We start from the raw sequence: 16,865 nt of genomic DNA, 5'->3' as shown, positions 1-16,865 counted from the left end.
GAAGATCAGCCTGAGCTTGCTTGAGCCAGTAAGTAAAACGGACTGACTTTCGGTCAAAAAACGCCCTGTTTACCGATTCTTGAGAATCGATAAACAGGGCGTTTAGTTAGCGCGTATCGCTGTTACTCCGGAATATAAGGCAGATCCAGCATGTTCGGCACATTGATTACATGCGGCTCGGTGTACGTGCGAATGCCTTCCGTGCCGTATTCGCGGCCGATACCGGATTGTTTGAAACCGCCGAACGGGAAACGAACGTCGAGTCCTTGCACGGCAGCGGTATTGATCATGGTCGTGCCGGCTTCGAGTTGACGCGCTACGGCGATCGCCTCTTTTTCCGCTCCCCATACCGAACTCGTCAATCCGTAGATACTTTCGTTGTGGAGAGTGATGACCTGATCTTCGTCGTCAAAAGGCAAAATCGGAACCGTAGGGCCGAACTGCTCTTCCACGACGATTGGATCATGCGCGTCGCAACCGGTAACCAGCGTAGGTTGAAGGTAGTAGCCTTGGTCAAACAGCTTCTGATCCAGAATCGTGCCGAGAGGAGTAACCTTCGCCCCGCGCTGCTTCGCGTCTTCGACTAGGCTCGACACATACTCTTTTTGCTTCAGGTTGTTTACCGGGCCTACCGTCGTTTTGGGATCAAACGGATCTCCGATACGAATCCAACGGTTTGCCGCTTCGATATATTTGTCCACGAACGCGTCATAGATCGAACGGTGCACATAGACGCGTTTGGCGATCATGCAGATCTGGCCGGTCGTCAGGAAGTTGGACACGACAATCCGGCGCATCGCGCGTTCGTCGTTCACGTCAAAGCTCTCCAGGAAGATCGCCGCGTCATTGCCGCCAAGCTCCAGTGTCATGTCTTTGATCGTGTCGGAAGCGGCTTTGATAATATGCTTGGCTGTTTCGGTACCGCCTGTGAAGGCGATTTTTGTCACTTTCGGATTCGTCGTGAGTTCAACACCCACGTCCGCACCGCCATGTACCACGTTGATCACGCCGGCCGGGAACTCGCTCGCGATGATCTCCGCTACCTTCGCTGCCGCCAGCGGCGCGTACGGACTCGGTTTCAGCACGATCGCGTTACCCGCTAGCAGCGCAGGAGCGATCTTGATCGTGGACAACGCAATCGGATAGTTCCACGGACTGATCGCGGACACGACGCCGATCGGATCGTAAGACAGAATCGTTTTTCCGTGATCGTGTTCGGTAACTTGTTCTTGCAGAGCCGCCGCCGCTTCGTTGCAAGTAAACTCCATCCACATCAACGCCACATAAATCTCGCCGTGCGCGTCATACAGCGGTTTGCCGTGCTCCCTGGACAGCAGGTTCACGATCTCGTTCTCGGCTGCCCGGATCTTCTCGATCGCTTTGCGCATGCTGGCTACGCGTTCTTCGATACTGGTTTTTTTCCACGTTTTAAACGCAACCGCCGCCGCCTCGATCGCTTCAACGGCTTGTTCTTGCGTCGTGTCCGGGAAGTAGCCCACAATCTCGGTTGGGTTGGCCGGATTCTCTTTGGCAGATTGGGAAAGGGACTTTACGTTCTGGCCGTTAATTAACGCTTCGACGGTAATAGCCTCCGGGCTGGCTTGAGTTGTCATTTGATATCCCTCCGTTATTTGAATGGCAAAGACGGATCGTCTCATTAGCTGAAAGGTTACGTCCGTCTGAATCGCACTAGAACCATGCGCGTTTCAGACGAACGAAATCCTACTATTTAATCTGAGACGATCTTAACCCCACACTTCGTCTGCGATTTCTTTGACATAGCGAAGCTTGCGCCATTGTTGGTCTTCCGTTAAAATATTGCCTTCTTCCGTCGAGGAAAATCCGCACTGCGGGCTCAAGCAAAGCTGCTCCAGAGGCACATAGGTTGCGGCTTCCGCAATGCGGGCTTTGATTTGTTCTTTATCTTCCAGCTCGCCGGTTTTGGACGTAAGCAGGCCGAGTACGATTTTCAAATCTTTGCGATTGACGTGCTTCAACGATTCGAAACCGCCGGAGCGCTCGTCGTCGAATTCCAGGAACAATCCGTCTACGTCCAAACCGCCGAAGATCACTTCGGAAGCGTAGTCGTAGCCGCCCGTGGAGAAGTAATTGGATTTGTAGTTGCCGCGGCAGATATGCATCGTCACCACGAGATCGGCCGGTTTGTGAGCCAGCGATTCGTTAATCATGCGCTGCATCGTTTTCAACTCTGCTGCCGGTTCCATGCCTTTGGCGCGCAGCTTGTCATGACCCGCTTCCGAGAACAGATCGGCCCAAGCCGTGTCGTCCAGTTGGAGGTAACGGCAGCCGGCATCGTAGAAGGCTTGGATCGCTTTTTGATACGCCGCGATTGTGTCCTGAATGAACGCCTCATTGTCTGTGTAGTAGGTGTTGGCGTCTTTTTCCAAACGATATAGAAGCATGTTCGGACTCGGGATAGTTTGTTTCGCTACAGCGTCGCCTGCATGCTGCTGCACGAACTTGAAGTCTTCCACGAAAGGATGCGTCGAGAAATCGACTTTGCCGTCTACGCGGATTCCGCCTTTGCGCGTCTGCATGTTGTGGAATTTCGGGCCATCGATTTGTTCAAACAACTCGACGCCGTCCAGACCGCCCAAGAAATCGAAATGCCACCAGCTTCTGCGCAATTCGCCGTCCGTGACTGCGAGAACGCCGTTTTCCTTTTGCTTTTCAATGATGCGGATGATTTCTTGGTCTTCCACCGCTCTTAGTTCGTCGTGCGTGATGCTGCCTGATCTATATTGTTCGCGCGCCTGGGTTAAGTCCGCAGGGCGTAAAAAGCTGCCTACATGGTCGTGTCTGAAAGGGATCATATGAAGTACTCCTTCTGCGTTTTTGGTTCTAATGAGTATACCATGTACGGAGAGGAGGGTTGTTATAGGAAAAAAACATGTCTAGTCATATGGTTGGGTGATAGCTGGGCTCATGTCCGTTATTTATGATACGGTTCATTCCTATTAATCTTCACCGCCCGATACACCTGCTCCACCAACACCAACCTCATCAACTGATGCGGCAACGTCATTTTCCCGAAACACAGCTTCTGCTGCGCACGCTTGAGTACCTCATCCCCGATCCCATGACTCCCACCAATCACGAACACCACATGACTGCTCCCATACGTCCCAAGCTTATCCAGCTCCGACGCCAGATCTTCCGAGCTCCACATTTTCCCGTCCAGTGCCAGCGCGATCACGTGGGCATCCGGCTTGATCTGGCTCAGAATCCGCTCGCCTTCCTTATCTTTCACGATCTTCACTTCCGCGTCGCTCAAGCTGTCCGGCGCTTTCTCGTCCGGTACTTCGATAATTTGCAGCTTGAGATACGGCGTCAGCCGCTTGCTGTACTCCGCGATGCCCTGAACCAGATACTTTTCTTTTAACTTGCCGACTCCGATGATTTGAATAAACATAAGTCCTCCCGTAATCCGTTCATTTGTCTACCTTTCACTATACCGTCTAGCCTACGGGCTGTCCAAGCTCTTTGTAGGGCAGCGGGCCATTCCCGCAGCAACCGAAACGCCGGCATGTCTTAGCCGTTTTTCTCCACGACAAAAAAGCTTTTACCGAACGCACGATCCGCGTAAAAGCTTTTTGCTTCGTATTTCTATAAGCCCTTCCTGAAGGGTCATTCAGACATCTTCAAGGCACAAACACAACACGCCGCGCAGCGTCGGCCGGCTCCTGCCAGACCGCTTCAACCTCAGATAGCGGTACGGTCCGAGTGTTCAAAGACAGTTTGCCGCTCGTGATTGCTTCAATCAGTGCCGGGAATTCAGCGAGATAGCCGGCAGCGGTGACAGAACCCTGTCCGCTACCGATCAGGTGAAAATTGGCCGAGCGCAGCGCGGCGGAAGGAATCGAGGCCGAAGCGCCGGCCATTGAGCCGATCTCGATCCAATGCAGCGCCCGGCTACGGTCGGAGCGCCGTTTCAGTAACGGAAGCATGGCAAGCTCCGCCACGTGTCCCCACAGATAGTCGATAACGATATCGACTTCGGACGCCGCTTCGGCGAGACGGGCGGACACTTCCCCCGGGTCGCCGGACAGCGACACGACTTCGTCCGCTCCCATGCCGAGCAGTTCCTGCAGGCGCTTTGGATTGCGACCCGCGCCGATTACCCGGCTTGCGCCGAACAGCTTGGCGATCCGGACCGCCATCTGCCCCGAACTGCCGGTTGCGCCTAGCACCAGCACCTGCCCACCAGGCGGAAAGTCGATGCGGCGGCGCAGCGCCACCCAGGCGGACATCGCCGGGTTCATCGCCGCGGCGATCTGCACCGGATCGATGCCTTCCGGCAATGGCACGCAGCGGCGCAAATCGATGACCGTCTGCTCGGCCATCGCGCCGTATGCCGTATCAGGCGAAACAAAATACGCCGTTCTTCCGTCCGGCAAACGGCAGACCCCGTCGACACCGGGGATCAGCGGCAGCTCGCCGGTGCTGGTATAGTGCGAACCGTCCGCCTGCCCGCGAACGCGCAGATGCAGAGCCGATGCCAGAACTTCGACCTGCATTTCGTGGTCGTCCGAAGGCTGCGGCGCCTCAAAGCTTTCATACTTTGGAGCCGAACCAAAAGATCTTACTACGGCTGCATTCATCAATAATTCCTCCTTGGATAGGTAACGTCTAGTTGGCGCTGTCGACGAAGCTTTACTTTTTTCCGCCGGTTGAATTTCGCCGAGTTTCGCGTTTCGAAGCTCATTCCTGGCGGAAACTCATATTTTAGTTTGTCTAACAAACAATATAGTTTGTTCCACGTACTAAGTCAACTGTTTTATGTTATAATGACGAAAGAACCCGCCAAACCCATTACACAATCCGGAGTGAACGCTTATGAATAACGAGACTTCCAACCCTACTTCGCAACCGTCCGGCCCTGAAAACACTTCTTTGATCGTAGACAGCCTCGCCCAGCTATCGTACGTGATACAATCGGTGCTGGGCCGTTCGGGCGCCATGTACGATCTCTCGCCGATCCAGCTTCGTCTGCTCGGCATCCTGCGCGACCGCGAGCCGAATATGAAGCAACTGGCCGAACGCCTGGAGCTCGACAAATCCAGTATCACCGGCCTTATCGACCGCGCCGAACGCCGCCATCTGGTCGAGCGCATTCCTTCGCCGGAAGACCGGCGCGGCTTCAACGTTAGGCTGACGCCAGACGGACGGCGGATTGCGCGCGAGATCGGCGGCGAGATCGAGCGCCGGATCGGCGAACTGGCCGGGGTACTTACGGAAACCGAGCGCGAACAGCTTGCTTCGCTGGCTCTCAAAGTCGCCGAAGCACGAAGCAGGCCGAGCTGAGCGGCTTATGCCGAAAGACAGCAAAAAGAAGACGACCTCCTCGCGCAAACGCGCGGTCGGGCCGTCTTCTTTTTCCGATGCAACTCTTTAACACACTGCTTACAGCCCTTTAATCTCCAACAACTCGTAATGAATCATGCCCATCGGCGCTTCGACGTCGATCTTGTCGCCAACCGCTTTGCCCATCAGGGCTTTACCCAGCGGGCTTTCATACGAGATTTTTCCGTTTGCCACGTCTGCTTCCGCAGGTCCGACGACTTGGTAATCCAACGTGTCGCCGAATTCGATGTCTTTCAACACCACGTTCGAGCCGACGCCGATCGCACTGGAATCGTTATCGCTTGTATCCACGATCCGTGCTTTGACCAGCATTTTCTCCAAGATCATAATGCGAGTCTCCATAAACCCTTGGTCGTCCTTGGCCGAATGGTACTCGCTGTTTTCTTTCAAGTCGCCGTAGCTGATCGCAAGCTTGATGCGCGCCGCCAGCTCTTTGCGTTTCACGTATTTGAGGTCGTCGAGCTCCGCTTGGAGCTTGTCGAATCCTTCTTGTGTCAATACTACTTCTTCCTCTGCCATGCTTGTGCTCACCTCACTACAATTCTTATTTATCTAGTGTACTCTTTTTCGCGTCAACAATCTAACATTCGTCAATTATACGTCCACCTTCTGCTCGACCCACCAAAACAGCCCGGCCGCGGCCGCATACATCAACACGATCGTGGCGATAAAAAACAGATGCCATTTCCGGTACATGGTCAAGATCGCGATATACTCGCGGATAAAAGCGTTCGGCAAGTAGTAAAAGGCTGTTTTCGAACCGATCCCGTCGGCTTTAAGTCCGGCTTTACGCGCATACACCCCCGCCCGGAACAGGTGGAAGTTGTTGGTCGCGAACACGCACGTATACTTGCCTTCGCCGCTTTGCTCGTCCATGATTTTTTTCGAAAATTTCATGTTTTGCAGCGTATTGACCGACTGATCCTCCATGATGATCCACTCGTCCGGTATGCCCTGCTCCAGCAAATAATTGCGCATTGCGGCGGCCTCGGAGATCATTTCGTCCGAGCCTTTGCCGCCGGAGACGACGAACTTGGGCGGAACGTACGGCAGAGCCTCCTGCTTCTTGTAAAAGGCAATGCCGCGATTCAGCCGTCCGGCGAGCAGCGGCGTGACTTTATCGCCTTTAAGCCCCGCGCCGAGCACAACGATATAATCGCGCGGAGCGCGTGGGCGCACCAGGTTGTACAATACGCACGAGACCAGGTAACACAGGAACACAAAACCCAAATAAGCCGTAATCGTCGCCACGATCGCGATCGGGAGCGCAAGTTCGCCCTGCGTCGTCCATAGCGGAGTCGTAATCATCAGGCCCAAAAACACAAAGATCAGCAAACCCAGTCCCAGCGTGAGCAGGTTTTTCGGCTTCAGTCCTTCTTTTCTCCATAAAATGCGCGCGTTGTAGATCAGTCCGGCTCCCGCGCCTACGACGAGCAGCGGCAGCAGCACGACCAAGCCTAGCGCACCTAGCGCAGCCGCGTATCGGACAGCGGAATTATCGTCGGCAACCTGAATGAGGCTAATCATCAGGGAAAACGCCAGCAGCAAAAGCCCGAACGTCAGCAGCATCCCGACGCGGATTCGGCGCTTGTCGCGCACGTACGAGATAGCAAAACCGAGCAAAACCAGGGTGGTCAACCCGTAGCTAAAAAGGAGGATCATCGTTCGTTCAGGCTCCTTTCGTTCAGTCGGCGAAAAGACCGCTCGCGGCTGAATACCGGCGTTGCCGGATTGCGCGGGCGGCCTGTCCGTCGATCTTATGAAGTTGGATTCGGAAAAACGGTTCGGCGAACGCTTCATGCACAACGCCGAACTTCGGATACGGCAAGCTGACGTTTAAACGACCAGCACTTCGGCGGATTCTTCGCAATGCGCGCATTTGAGCGGCGGGTCCCAGTCGGAGAACTCGGTTTCTTTGAGGTTCACGAGATCGGGCGCGGCGTCTTCGTATTCGGCGAGAAATTGGTCGAGCGCGGTTTCGATATGTTGTTTGCAGACACAGTACAATAGAGGACACTCCTGACTTTTTAGATAAAATGGCCGTGGGCGACTGCGATAAAAATTCGTTTCGGTCGCGTGTTGAAATTGGGAAAAATGATTATACTTTAAGTTGTATTTTCCCAATTTCAAAGGCGAACACTTCGTTCCTGCACTGAATTTTTATCGCTGCCGCTTGGCCTTTACTCTTGCAAAATCCCTCGTTAAGACAAAAGAGAATTATTTCATTACTTCTATTATAGAACTACGTTTCTATCTAACGATCAAGATACTTTATGATTTGTTTTATTTTCCGCTTGCGATCTCTTATCTGAAAACTCTCTTCTTCCGAGTTTTCAACGCTCACTGCGTCGCTTCCGGGCGTTCGCTTAGCGTCACGGTCGCGGTTTGTTTTTTACCGTCGCGGTAGTAGCTGATTTTCATTTTTTCGCCGATTTTTTTGTAGCCGTAAAGGTATTTGCGGAGCATAAGGGTAGAATCGATCGATTGGTTGTCGAAGCCTACGATCACGTCGTTGAGCTGGATGCCGGCGTCTTTGGCGGGGCCGAGGGATTCGAGGACGACGACGCCTTTTTCGACTTCGCTCGGCAGTTTCAATTCTTCGACCTGGTCCTCGTCCATCGGGGAGTACGGGTTGTTCAGGTCGAGCGAATAGACGCCCAGGTAAGGACGGGTGATTTTGCCGGTCGTCAGCAGTTCTTCGGCCGCGTTCATGACCTGGTTGATCGGGATGGCGAAGCCGATGCCTTCGACGCCGGTGCTGGCGATCTTCATCGTGTTGATGCCGATCAATCGGCCGTCGAGGTCGACCAGAGCGCCGCCGCTGTTGCCTTCGTTGATCGCGGCGTCGGTCTGGATGACCTGCTGTTCCCAATCGTAAACGCCGTCTTCGTTGAGCGACACGGGCATGACCCGCTTCGGATAGCTCACGATGCCGGAGGTCAGCGTATCGCCGAGCCCGAGCGGATTGCCGAGCGCGATCACCGTCTCACCGAGATCCAGCGTGTCGGAGTCCCCGATCTGCGCGACGGCGGCGACTTTGGCGCTGTCGATCTCCAGTACCGCCACGTCGGTAATCACGTCGGAGCCGACCAGCTTCGCGGTCAGGCTTGTTCCGTCGACCAGTACGGCTTGCAGTTCTTCCGCGCCCGCGACAACGTGGTGATTGGTAATCACGTACGCTTTGCCGCCTTCTTTTTGAAAAATAACGCCGGAACCGAGCGCCGCGTTGTCCGGCGACGTATCGCCCGCGGTTCGGTGGCTCACGATACTGACGACCGCTGGCCGGACCGCGGCTGCGGCCTGTACGATTCGATCGTAAGGATTGGAGCCTGCCGAGATGGCTGTCGTATTCATTCGCGGCAACACAAAGCCCGCAAACAAGCCGCTGAGCAGCAGAGCCGTAAGCAGCGAAGCGAGAATCGCGCTAAAAGCGACAGCGCGCGTACCGCCGGAGCGACGACCGTTGGACTCGTAGCCGCCGGAACTTCTCCGGCCGCGGCGAGGACTGCGCTCGCTGAATCCGCGCCGTTTTCCGCTCCCGCCATAATATTCATCGTCAAACAGCCCCATAAGCATTCACCCTTCCATCCGTATGCGCCGCATGTTCTTCTGCCTGTTCTTCATTAAACCGATTGCCGCGATGCCGACGCCGATTTTCCCGCCGACTTCGAAACGTATCGCAAGCTTTGCCGATCCGGCAACGCCGACGCGTCCCGGTCTTGTTGACCTACTCGCCCGTTTTGCTGCCTACCTCGTCCCAAGGCGTCGGCATGTTCCAATACGTATCGCGCAGTTCGAACTCGCTATCTTTGAAAAAGATGCCGCAATCCTCCATCGAGCAGCGCACCGTCATTTTCGCGATATCCATCATATTGTGGTCGCGGCTGAGGTGGGCCAGATACGTGCGTTTCAAACGGCCGTTGAGCAGCTCGCTGAGCGCTTCGCCTGCCGCGTTGTTGGACAAATGGCCGATATCGCTCAAGATGCGACGTTTGATGTTCCACGGGTAACGTCCCATGCGCAGCATCTCGATATCATGGTTCGATTCCAGCACCAGCACGTCGGAATCGTAGATCGCCTCCTTGACCTTTTCGCTCATATAACCGAGGTCGGTCGCCAGGCTCAGCTTGTGGACGCCGTCGTCGAACGTATAACCGACCGGCTCCGCCGCGTCATGCGAGATACCGAACGATTCCGCGCGCAGCGAACCGAAGTCGATCGCCGCGCCGGTTTCGAGAATTTTGCGCTGCTCCGGCTCGATCTGTCCGACGTATTTTTTCATGCCTTCCCACGTTTTTTCGTTCGCGTAGATCGGCATTTTGTATTTGCGCGCCAGCGCGCCGACGCCTTTGATATGATCCGTGTGCTCGTGCGTGACCAGAATGCCGCTAAGCTGCTCAGGCGACACTTCGCGTTCGCGCAGTAGCTCCTCGACTCTTCTGGCGCTGAGGCCCGCATCGACCAGAATCGACGTGCCGCCCAACTCGATCACGGTCGCATTGCCTGTCGATCCGCTCGACAAAACGGTAAAACGCATTCCCATACTCATGGTTGATCTCCTTTTCTCCTGCTCTTGCTGCTTCAGGGACTGATGACGTCTCCGCTCGCTCCCTGCACATAATAGACGCTGTACGCGGACGGATCGCCGTTTTCGACCGTGAACCGCCATACCGGCGCAGCCACCTGGGTCTCCGAATCGAACGTCTGACCGTAAAAGCCCAGCGTGATCTCTTTGACTACCGAGCCGTCCGGCAAATAATTTTCGACCAGCGTCCCAAGTGCTTTTTGCGCAGGCAGCACTTCCGTTTCGCCTCCGGCATTTTGAATCTGTACCGGGGAACCGAGGTAAGCCGTAATCTTCTGATCGGTATAAAAAAGTTCCAGATCCGCGTTGAACAACGGCCATTGTCCTTCGAACAGCGGATGCAGCGTGAAAGATCCGTCTTCGCTGCTGCCTGCAAACGCGTCGTAGCTGTAATCGCCGATCTGCGGGATTTCGTTTTTCAATGCCGATACCAACTCTCCGGGGGTGAAAATGAGCTTGCTGTCCGCCGGAATCGCGAGCTGCACCGGACCTTCCGGAAGCTTCTCGGTATATCGGTAAGAGATTTTCGGCAAACTCGGCGTATCCGCCGGAACGGAGGTCAGCACCTGGATATTTTTGTCTTCCATCGCCCGCTGCGTGCTTTCGCTGAGCGAATCGAAGCCCAGGTTAGCCCCTTGCTGCTCGCGGTAATCGCTCCACAGCTGATAGCCGAGCACCAGGTTCAGCAGCAGGAATGCGTAGATTAAGACATTTTTGGCCCTTCCCCAATCCATGTTCCGCCTCCCCTCTCACCCGGCCGGCTCCGACCGATTATAGGATTAGTTAAATGTCGCGTTCGTGCCGTCGGACAACACCGCTACCCAACCCGGCACCAGCCGCAACGTATCGCCGTTCATGCGCGGCGTGTACGCCGGATACAGGTCGGTCACTTTCAAGCCGTGCACTTCTTCGACTTTGGCGATCCGATCGATCAGATCCTGGCCGCCGGACAACGTATACTGCGGCCCTTGTTCGCCTTCTTGCGGAGTTTCCAGCAGCGAGCGCTCGTAGAACGAGACCGTACCCTGCTGAAGCACCAGATCCATATACCCATAGCGGACCGTCCCACTGCCGAAGATCGGTAGCGAACCGTAATATTGCTGGAAACGCACGCTGAGATCCGCATTCGAATCCTGATCGCTGCCTTTCGTCAGTTCGGCCCGGTACGTACCGTTCCAACCGCCATGTTGATTGATAAAGTCGACCGCGGACAGCACGCTTTCGGTCGCGTCCGCCCGGATCGCCGGAACCGCCGCCGGATCGGTGTACGTCATCCAGCGCCCTTCGTCCTCGATCTGAAGACTCCGCTTGCTGTCCGTATAAATTTCCGACCCGTCCTGTTCATGGATATTTCGCGTCACGGCCGGATCGGCGAACAGATTGCGCTGCATCTGGTCGCTGGTGAACGAATCGGTCTCCAGTACCGCTTCCGCCAATACGATCGGCTTGGACGGAACGTATAGCGTATGCTTTTTCAGCGGCGTGTACGGGGTCCATTCTTCGCCAAACGCCACATGCTGAAGCACGTCCTGCACGGTCAGGTCGAGCTGCTTCGCTTCATAGATATCCTGACCGTTCGAACTGAAGAAAAAGGCTCTCGGCTTCTCTTCGCCCGCTCCGGTATATATCCAGATCCGATTGATATCGGCCGTCTCGAAAGTCGGATCGGCAGCCAAACGCATCGTTTTTTGCAGCAAAGGTACCGGAAGCCCCGTTCCGAACGACAGCTCGATCCCCGGATTGTCGGCCGCGATCTTTTCCCAGTCTTCGCCGGATGTCGGTTGCAATTGAAACGCCGCAAAGTCCCGGGCCTGAATACGTGCATAGATCAGCTTGTAAAAAGCCGAATTCGGATAAAAAATCGTATGCTTGTCCTCGCCCATATGAATGATCATCCGGTCGGGATACAGCGTATCTTCCACGTTCAGCTGCTCGCCCATCTCGTCGGTTCGCACGTAGCCCGCCGACGAGACGACGACCGATCCCGTGCCGGGCAACCGGTAGATCAACAGATAACTTTGCACCAGGCTGACGGCGACGAGGAGGGTGAGTGCCGCCGTTTTGAGCTGCTCTTTCACGTTAGTCCCCGCCTCCTTCGATATGGGCAGGCAAGGTGAACGTTACCCGCGTGCCTTGTCCCAGCTCCGATTCGATCGCGATATCCCCGCCGTGCGCTTCCACGATTTCCCGCGCGATCGCCAGACCGAGGCCCGTGCCGCCCATGCCGCGAGAACGTGCTTTGTCTACCCGGTAAAAACGTTCGAAGATCCGTCCCAGCTCTTCCTTCGGAATGCCGATGCCGGTATCCGCGATCACGACCGCGTAACGCTGTCCGTCTTCGAGCGGGTAAGCGTCCAGCGTGACTTTGCCGCCGTCCGCCGTATATTTCATCGCGTTGGACACCACATTGTCGAGCACCTGATCGATCTGGTCGCGGTCGACATTGACGGAACCGAGCTGCGGCGAGGCTTTGAGCGATACCGAGATCCCTTTGTCCCGCAGCGGAAACGTGAAGCGTTCGGCGACTTCTTCGATCAGCTCGAACAAGTTCGCTTTTTTGCGCCGCACGAGCGTTTCCCTGGAATCCATGCGCGACAGTTGGAGCAGATCGGTGACGAGGCGAATCATGCGCTCCGTTTCGTTTTGGATCACGCCGACAAAACGCCCCGCCAAAGCCCGGTCGTCGAGCGCTCCGTCTTCCAGCGCTTCGGTGTAGCTTTTGATCGTGGTCAGCGGCGTGCGCAGCTCGTGCGAGACGTTGGCCACGAACTCGCGGCGCAGCGTATCCAATCGTTCCTGCTCCGTAATGTCTTGCAGTACCGCGATCGTGCCGCTAACGCCGATCTCCGTGCCGCCTTCGCGGCGATGGATCGGGCTCAGCGTCGCTTTGATCGTCATATCGCCGATTCCGTCGCGTCCGCCGGGCGAATCGGGCGTACCGCCGCTGCCGCCGAGGATAATGCTGCGCAGTCCGGCGGACGGCAGCTCTTCGTCTTCTTCCGGCAGATCCAGCAGTTCCGAGATGCTTCGCCCGATGATGTCCATCTCCCGCATTCCGAGCATCGCGCTGGCGACCCGATTGACCAAAATGACCGAGCCGGATTCGTCCGCCGCGATCACGCCGTCGCTCATGTTGGTGAGGATCGACGCCAGTTTTTCTTTTTCTTCTTCGTTGAGCGACAGCACGCCTTGCAGACGGCTCGTCATATGGTTGAACGCTTCGCCGAGCTGCCCGATCTCGTCGTTGCCGAACACGGGCATGCGCACATGGAAACGACCTTCCGCGACCGCTGTCGCCCGCTTGGTCATTTCTTTGATCGGCTGCGTGACCGTATGGGCCAAAATGACGCCCAGCACGGCGGTCAGGCCAAGCGCGATCAGCACGCCGGAGATAAAGATGCTGTTGATCCGCTGCATCGTGTCGTACAGGCTTTGCATCGAAGCGACGATATAGATCGCCCCGACGATTTTGCCGCCGCTGAACACCGGTTTGGCGACGACCTTTTTGCGCAGATTGTCTTCGTCGATAATATATTCTTCGTTATCGTCGATCCCTTGCAGCGCGCGGCTGACGACGGTCTGCGTGTTTTTGCTGTTGACCAGATCGGCATGCGTGGACAACGACGTGATCAGCACCCGGCCGCTCACGTCGAGCACCTGAATCTCGCCGCTACTCATGCTGGAAAAGTTGTCCACTAGCGTACGCAGGCTTGCCGCTTTGTCTTCGGCCGCTTCTCCGCTGCCCGACCAGTTTTGCCCGGCCAACACGGACAGAAGCTCGGCTTGTTCTTTCAGATCGTTGGTAAAATTGTTCGTCAGCGACGTCTTCATCGCGCTGACGAAGTACACGCCGATCAGCTGCATCGCGATCAGGATCAGCAGCATGTAGACGATAATCAACTTGGCTTGTACCGAACGGAAAAAAGACGCTTTGCGCAGCATCCGTCAAAATCCTCCCGGCTTGTTGGAACGCATCATATAGCCGAGTCCGCGCCGGGTCAGAATATATTCCGGTTTGCTCGGATCGTCTTCGATCTTTTCGCGCAGCCGCCGAATGGTCACGTCGACCGTGCGCACGTCGCCGAAATATTCGAAGCCCCAGACCGCTTGCAGCAGATGTTCGCGCGTCATGACTTTGCCCGCGTTTTTCGCCATGTAGTAAACGAGCTCGTATTCGCGGTGCGTCAGATCAAGCTGCTCACCGTTTTTGTATACCATATACATATCCGTATCGATAAAAAGGGCGTCTACCGTCAGTCCCTGACGCTTCGGCGCTTCGGCCACCATGCCCGGTCCGCCTGCTCCGGCGTACAAAGGCGCGCCCGGCTGGTGTCTACGCATTTGGGCTTTGACCCGCGCCAACAGCTCGCGCGTGCTGAACGGCTTGGTGACGTAATCGTCGGCGCCCAGCTCCAGACCGAGCACTTTGTCGATCTCGCCGTCTTTAGCGGTCAGCATGATGATCGGCACGGGCAGCTTGGCGCGGACTTCGCGGCAGACGTCCATGCCGTCTTTGCCCGGCAGCATCAGGTCGAGCAGGATCAGATCCGGCTGCTCGCTTAGCGCCAGCTCGACGGCGGTGATGCCGTCGAACGCGCAGGTGACTTGGTAGCCTTCTTTTTCGAGATTGAATTTCAATATATCCGCAATCGGCTGTTCATCGTCGACAACCAGGATTTTACCCTGCATTTTCTTTCAGCCCCCCTGCTTTGATTCTTCGTTATTTTACCATAGGAGACGGGAAAAAGCGCCGACGGAAAAGGTTCCGGGGGCGCGGGGATGTCTTGAACTTCTTATTTATGGGACAAAGGCGGGGGCTCCGGGGGAATTTCGTTTCGGTCGCGTGTTGCCTTGGGGAAGCTTTGATTGGATGAGTAGGAAGCTTTCCCAAGGCAAAAGCGAACTAAAGCATATGCTTCCGAAGCGCCTTTTCTTCGAAAAGACTGTAGCTCCTACACTGAAATTCCCCTCCGCTAGCAGCCTTTTTAAATAAAAAATCCAAGACATAAAAGCACCGCCGGAAAATGACGGCGGCGCTTTGTTTTAGAGAAGAGAGAAGAAGAGAAGATCAAGGGATAGGAATAGCTTCGTCGAATGGATAAGGCTCGGCTGTTTATCTCTTTTGGTCATGCTTACTATTGAATTTCATGGTATTTCTTCGTTTCTCGTTCAAGATCATGATCAGCCTGGAATGCCCTTAGCCGATGTATTCTCGCCTTTAAGGCAAGTAAGACAAAGGATTTTGAGGGGAGCCGCTTTGGCGGATCTCGAAGTGCAAGTGCGTGCCGGTCGAGCGGCCGGTGTTGCCCATGACGCCGATCGATTGGCCGCGGGAAACGGATTGGCCGACGCTGACGCCGATGCTGCTCAGGTGGCCGTAGCGGGTCTCGTAACCGTCGCCGTGGCTGATGATGATAATGTTGCCGTAGCCATTCATTTGTCCGGCGTAGGTAACGGTGCCCGGAGCGGACGCCATGATGTTGGATGGGCCTGTCAGGTCGATGCCGGCGTGCAGTTTGCCCCAGCGGGTTCCGAACGTACTGGAGATCGAAGCGCTGCTGACGGGCCAGCTGAAGCCGCTGCCGCTTGATGTGACTTCCTCTTGATTGGAGCTTGAGGAATCGTCGGACGAGTTGGAAGAGGAAGAATCCGAAGAGGACTCGGAAGAAGATTCTTCTGTCGACTCGGTAGAGGCTGTCGATACGGCTTCTTCGACCTGCTCTTCAACTACCGGCTTTTCTTCGACGATTACTTTCGTGCCTTTGACGATAATGATCGGAGCCGAACGGCGTACGACTTCCTGGCCGATCCATTCTTCGCGCACGATCTCGCCGTTTTCTTTGGTCAAACGGTAATCGACGCGCTTCGAACCGCTTTTGCCTTGGGAAGCGACGATGCGTTTGCCTGCGGCCAGTTCGGAGTTATGGCGAATGACCATTTCCGGCGCGGTCGGGATCAGTTCGGACACGGACTCGACCGTCGTGACCGTCATCGCCGGGTCCGGCAGCGTAATCCGCAGCACTTCGCCGATCTGAAGCGTGAACTCTTTGATATCCGAATTGTTGGCGTAGATCTCGTCTTGCGTGATGCCGAATTGCGCGGCGATCGAGCTGACGGTATCGCCTTCGGCGACCGTGTAGGTGATCGGATCTTTTTCGCCGATCGTCAGCAATTTATAGGCTTCGTCTTCGCTCAGGATGCGCGTCGGCGACGTTTTCGTTTCGGTATACGTGATCTTGTCGTTGATCTTGATCGAATTCAGCTTGGACGTCGAACCGTCGCTCGAAGATGCGCTTCCGGTGGAAGCGAGCTTTTTCGTAGCCGTTCCGTCGGTTTGCGTGCCTTCTTCGATGTAGGAGTTTTTCGCTTTTTCGACCAGCTTTTTCGCCGTGGCTTCGTCTTTGACGATTCCTACGACTTTTCCGTTCACGACAAGTTCGGCACCTGTAGCGTAAGCTTTGATCGTGCCGTCCAGTTTGCTTAGCGTCGCTTCGGTATCCGGCACGGCTTTATAGCCCTGCATCTCCTCGGTGCGAATGCTATCTGCGTAAAGCTTCATATCCGCGCCCGGGTATTGTTCCGAGAACGCCTTTTGCTTTTTCGCGATCAGCTCGTCGAGTTCGGTTTTGTCGGCAATCGTTCCGATCACCGTATCTCCCGAGTAAACGGTATAGTAGGTGTACGTATTCGCTTCTACGTATTTGAATCCGCCGAAGGTCAGTCCGCCCGCGAGCACAACGCCGCCGACGATCCCCGCTGCCCAGCGACGAGTCCTTTTCGATCTTCCCCCGACCACGACGATTTTGCTTTCCTGCTGCATTTCCGACTTCTCGGAAGCTGCCGCCTCGCCCTGGCTTTTATTGTTCGAACTGTTCATGATCTTCTCCTTTGAATG

At 55.5% G+C, this 16,865-nt stretch carries 15 protein-coding genes; 1 reads left to right on the top strand and 14 read right to left on the bottom strand.

Going from position 1 to position 16,865, the window contains the following annotated elements; translation table 11 throughout:
* Window positions 1-122: 122 nt before the first annotated feature.
* The 4 genes from WKI47_RS13800 to WKI47_RS13785 all read right to left on the bottom strand — a co-directional run bounded on the left by WKI47_RS13800 (window position 123) and on the right by WKI47_RS13785 (window position 4,622).
* Window positions 123-1,613 (bottom strand): aldehyde dehydrogenase family protein, encoded by a 1,491-nt coding sequence (locus WKI47_RS13800; protein WP_340227722.1) that lies wholly within the window; start codon window positions 1,611-1,613, stop codon window positions 123-125.
* Window positions 1,614-1,745: 132 nt separating this feature from the next.
* Window positions 1,746-2,834, bottom strand: coding sequence for a 5-methyltetrahydropteroyltriglutamate--homocysteine S-methyltransferase (locus WKI47_RS13795; RefSeq protein WP_340227721.1), 1,089 nt, complete (start codon window positions 2,832-2,834; stop codon window positions 1,746-1,748).
* A 119-nt stretch (window positions 2,835-2,953) separates the two neighbouring features.
* On the bottom strand, window positions 2,954-3,433 hold the full coding sequence (gene rlmH / locus WKI47_RS13790; RefSeq protein WP_340227720.1) for a 23S rRNA (pseudouridine(1915)-N(3))-methyltransferase RlmH: 480 nt from the start codon (window positions 3,431-3,433) through the stop codon (window positions 2,954-2,956).
* Between the two features lie 229 nt (window positions 3,434-3,662).
* Window positions 3,663-4,622, bottom strand: coding sequence for a zinc-binding alcohol dehydrogenase family protein (locus tag WKI47_RS13785; protein ID WP_340227719.1), 960 nt, complete (start codon window positions 4,620-4,622; stop codon window positions 3,663-3,665).
* 235 nt (window positions 4,623-4,857) lie between these two features.
* Between WKI47_RS13785 and WKI47_RS13780 the strand changes: the two genes are divergently transcribed.
* Window positions 4,858-5,325: a MarR family transcriptional regulator gene (locus WKI47_RS13780; RefSeq protein WP_340227718.1), complete on the top strand. Its 468-nt coding sequence runs from the start codon at window positions 4,858-4,860 to the stop codon at window positions 5,323-5,325.
* A 99-nt stretch (window positions 5,326-5,424) separates the two neighbouring features.
* Here WKI47_RS13780 and greA read toward each other — a convergent pair whose 3' ends face one another.
* The 10 genes from greA to WKI47_RS13730 form a co-directional block, all read right to left on the bottom strand.
* A complete protein-coding gene (gene greA, locus WKI47_RS13775) occupies window positions 5,425-5,904 on the bottom strand; it encodes a transcription elongation factor GreA (RefSeq protein ID WP_340227717.1) in 480 nt (159 codons plus the stop codon).
* Between the two features lie 75 nt (window positions 5,905-5,979).
* Entirely contained in the window at window positions 5,980-7,047 is a 1,068-nt protein-coding gene (locus WKI47_RS13770; RefSeq protein ID WP_340227716.1) for a YdcF family protein, read from the bottom strand.
* Window positions 7,048-7,221: 174 nt separating this feature from the next.
* Window positions 7,222-7,392 carry a CxxH/CxxC protein gene (locus tag WKI47_RS13765; RefSeq protein WP_340227715.1) on the bottom strand — a complete coding sequence of 57 codons (171 nt, stop codon included), beginning with the start codon at window positions 7,390-7,392 and terminating at the stop codon, window positions 7,222-7,224.
* Window positions 7,393-7,725: 333 nt separating this feature from the next.
* Window positions 7,726-8,955, bottom strand: coding sequence for a S1C family serine protease (locus tag WKI47_RS13760; protein WP_340227714.1), 1,230 nt, complete (start codon window positions 8,953-8,955; stop codon window positions 7,726-7,728).
* Between the two features lie 157 nt (window positions 8,956-9,112).
* The gene (locus tag WKI47_RS13755; protein WP_340227760.1) at window positions 9,113-9,928 is read right to left on the bottom strand and encodes an MBL fold metallo-hydrolase; all 816 of its coding nucleotides are present in this window, start codon (window positions 9,926-9,928) and stop codon (window positions 9,113-9,115) included.
* 38 nt (window positions 9,929-9,966) lie between these two features.
* A complete protein-coding gene (yycI, locus tag WKI47_RS13750; RefSeq protein WP_340227713.1) occupies window positions 9,967-10,704 on the bottom strand; it encodes a two-component system regulatory protein YycI in 738 nt (245 codons plus the stop codon).
* A 45-nt stretch (window positions 10,705-10,749) separates the two neighbouring features.
* On the bottom strand, window positions 10,750-12,048 hold the full coding sequence (locus WKI47_RS13745; RefSeq protein ID WP_340227712.1) for a YycH family regulatory protein: 1,299 nt from the start codon (window positions 12,046-12,048) through the stop codon (window positions 10,750-10,752).
* A gap of 1 nt (window position 12,049) precedes the next feature.
* Entirely contained in the window at window positions 12,050-13,912 is a 1,863-nt protein-coding gene (gene walK / locus WKI47_RS13740; protein WP_425355462.1) for a cell wall metabolism sensor histidine kinase WalK, read from the bottom strand.
* A 3-nt stretch (window positions 13,913-13,915) separates the two neighbouring features.
* On the bottom strand, window positions 13,916-14,659 hold the full coding sequence (gene yycF / locus WKI47_RS13735; RefSeq protein ID WP_340227711.1) for a response regulator YycF: 744 nt from the start codon (window positions 14,657-14,659) through the stop codon (window positions 13,916-13,918).
* A 529-nt stretch (window positions 14,660-15,188) separates the two neighbouring features.
* Complete coding sequence (locus WKI47_RS13730) at window positions 15,189-16,847, bottom strand: M23 family metallopeptidase (protein WP_340227710.1); 1,659 nt, start codon at window positions 16,845-16,847, stop codon at window positions 15,189-15,191.
* Window positions 16,848-16,865: the final 18 nt, after the last annotated feature.

It is taken from the genome of Saccharibacillus sacchari, from assembly GCF_037722395.1.
GTDB lineage: Bacteria > Bacillota > Bacilli > Paenibacillales > Paenibacillaceae > Saccharibacillus > Saccharibacillus sacchari_A.
Note: the sequence above shows the minus strand (reverse complement) of the source record. Positions and strands in the feature narration are given on the sequence as shown.

What these genes read in the sequence shown, in the direction of transcription:
- WKI47_RS13800 (WP_340227722.1), bottom strand. Translation starts at nt 1,613, where the DNA reads ATGACAACTCAAGCCAGCCCGGAGGCTATTACCGTCGAAGCGTTAATT.
- walK (WP_425355462.1), bottom strand. Translation starts at nt 13,912, where the DNA reads ATGCTGCGCAAAGCGTCTTTTTTCCGTTCGGTACAAGCCAAGTTGATT.
- greA (WP_340227717.1), bottom strand. Translation starts at nt 5,904, where the DNA reads ATGGCAGAGGAAGAAGTAGTATTGACACAAGAAGGATTCGACAAGCTC.
- WKI47_RS13795 (WP_340227721.1), bottom strand. Translation starts at nt 2,834, where the DNA reads ATGATCCCTTTCAGACACGACCATGTAGGCAGCTTTTTACGCCCTGCG.
- WKI47_RS13780 (WP_340227718.1), top strand. Translation starts at nt 4,858, where the DNA reads ATGAATAACGAGACTTCCAACCCTACTTCGCAACCGTCCGGCCCTGAA.
- WKI47_RS13770 (WP_340227716.1), bottom strand. Translation starts at nt 7,047, where the DNA reads ATGATCCTCCTTTTTAGCTACGGGTTGACCACCCTGGTTTTGCTCGGT.
- WKI47_RS13785 (WP_340227719.1), bottom strand. Translation starts at nt 4,622, where the DNA reads ATGAATGCAGCCGTAGTAAGATCTTTTGGTTCGGCTCCAAAGTATGAA.
- yycI (WP_340227713.1), bottom strand. Translation starts at nt 10,704, where the DNA reads ATGGATTGGGGAAGGGCCAAAAATGTCTTAATCTACGCATTCCTGCTG.
- WKI47_RS13760 (WP_340227714.1), bottom strand. Translation starts at nt 8,955, where the DNA reads ATGGGGCTGTTTGACGATGAATATTATGGCGGGAGCGGAAAACGGCGC.
- WKI47_RS13755 (WP_340227760.1), bottom strand. Translation starts at nt 9,928, where the DNA reads ATGGGAATGCGTTTTACCGTTTTGTCGAGCGGATCGACAGGCAATGCG.
- rlmH (WP_340227720.1), bottom strand. Translation starts at nt 3,433, where the DNA reads ATGTTTATTCAAATCATCGGAGTCGGCAAGTTAAAAGAAAAGTATCTG.
- WKI47_RS13730 (WP_340227710.1), bottom strand. Translation starts at nt 16,847, where the DNA reads ATGAACAGTTCGAACAATAAAAGCCAGGGCGAGGCGGCAGCTTCCGAG.
- yycF (WP_340227711.1), bottom strand. Translation starts at nt 14,659, where the DNA reads ATGCAGGGTAAAATCCTGGTTGTCGACGATGAACAGCCGATTGCGGAT.